This window comes from Butyrivibrio sp. AD3002, from assembly GCF_000420905.1.
In the GTDB taxonomy this organism is placed as follows: Bacteria; Bacillota; Clostridia; order Lachnospirales; family Lachnospiraceae; genus Butyrivibrio.
Map to the genome: position 1 here is coordinate 1 of NZ_ATVV01000067.1, position 1,845 is coordinate 1,845.

At 42.2% G+C, this 1,845-nt stretch carries 1 protein-coding gene; it reads left to right on the plus strand.

The window, feature by feature from the left end; genetic code table 11:
• Positions 1–123 precede the first annotated feature (123 nt).
• A complete protein-coding gene (locus G596_RS0120235; RefSeq protein ID WP_022763601.1) occupies positions 124–1,398 on the plus strand; it encodes an IS110 family transposase in 1,275 nt (424 codons plus the stop codon).
• Positions 1,399–1,845: the final 447 nt, after the last annotated feature.

Genomic DNA, 1,845 nt, shown 5'->3' on the forward strand with positions numbered 1-1,845 from the left:
GATAGGAGCATTCCTGTAATTCAGAAATAACGCCAATTGAATAAAAAGAAACCTCTAAGTAAGATAAAGGTGTTCATCTTGGCGGATGAAAAAACATCTTATGCTAACCGGAGGTTTCTCAAAATGAATTTTACACAGAATGACAGACTTAAGCAAGTAACTGCAGATACACTGATTGTTGGGGTTGATGTTGGATCACAGACACATTTCTGTAGAGCGTTTGACTGGAGGGGATTTGAGCTATCCAGAAGAGTGTTTAAGTTTAGTAACGACCGAATGGGATTCCTTACATTCCTTCGATGGATTGAGGAACTCATGAATAAGACCGATATGAAGAAGGTCATTGTCGGCTGCGAGCCTACTGGTTGCTACTGGCTTACGTTTCAGAAGTTCTTACAGGATCATGATGTAAAGCTTGTAACAGTAAATCCATTTACTGTAAACAGAAGCAAAGAACTGGATGATAACAGCCCGGAAAAAAGTGACCTAAAGGATCCTAAAACAATCGCTATGCTGGTTAAAGAAGGAAGATATTCAACTTCTTATCTACCGGAAGGTGTATATGCAGAGATCAGAGAAGCCTCTGTATGCAGAGACCAGATCATGAAGCAGCATGTACGTCTGTCTAATCAGATACAAGGATGGTTACAAAAATTCTTTCCCGAGTATCTGGATTGTTATTCCGATTGGGATTCAACAAGTGGACTTATGCTTTTAAAGAGCGCACCACTTCCTCAGGATATCCTTAAAATCGGAGCAGGTGGAATCAATCAAATATGGCGTGATGCAAAAGTGCGTGCGGCAGGATTAAAGAGGGCTCAGACCCTGGTAGAAGCCGCACAGGAAAGTGTAGGTTTAGAAGCTGGTGAGGCTGCAAGACTTGAGATTTGGGTTCTTGTGAATGACTACATACTTAAGGCAGAACAGCTCAAAAGACTTGATGAATACCTAGAGGAAAAAATAAAAGAGGTTCCAAATGTGGAGAAACTGCTCGCCATTAAAGGAGTAGGGATGAGTACTGTGATTGGCTTTATAGCTGAGGTTGGTGATATCGGACGTTTCACTGACCCAAAGCAGATACAGAAGCTTGCAGGGCTAGAGATAGTCAAAAAGAGCTCTGGAAAGAAAAAAGGACAGCCAAGAATCAGTAAGAGGGGCAGAAGAAAGTTACGAAGAACAATGTATGAATCAGCGCGTGCACTGATGAGCTGGAATCCTGCGTTTCAAGATGTGTTCCTTTATTACAGGAACAGAACACGAAATCCTCTTGGAGGAATGCAGGCAAAGATAGCGGTTGCATGTAAAGCTATCAGAGTGTTCTACGTAATACTACAGACAGGTTGTGACTTTGATGAAGAAAAGTTCCGAAGGGACATCATCAGACCAGAGGCAGCCTGACTAAACAGCACATACTGTACCAGACAACGTCCGCCAAGAGTTCAATTGGTGCTGGATTACAGGAGTGCTCTCTATCAATGAAAAAGCAGAGCGAAGCCGCTAAGACATACATTATAGGGCATGACCCTGGATAGGAGCAAAAGCGGCACCCCACTATGGGTAGGCTGGACGAAGGAATTTAGGACACTCCTACGGGAGAAAGATCCTGTTAGACATGAGAGGTTAGCAGCCATAGGGAAGAATGGGACACAGATTCGCCTTCATAAAAAGGATGACGTTATCTTTCGTGCACCCTTCTGACTGGAAACACATATGCATTGTACCTGAAATGACATGGTTTTCGCCCATTATTTAATGCTTATCATTGTTTGTAACTTATTAACCAATTGCACATAGGGCTTAAATACTGGTTCTTTTGTGCAAAATATATAAGAAAGTATAGAGAGA

Excerpts from the sequence above, each read along its gene's own strand:
- G596_RS0120235 (WP_022763601.1), top strand. The coding sequence starts at position 124 with ATGAATTTTACACAGAATGACAGACTTAAGCAAGTAACTGCAGATACA.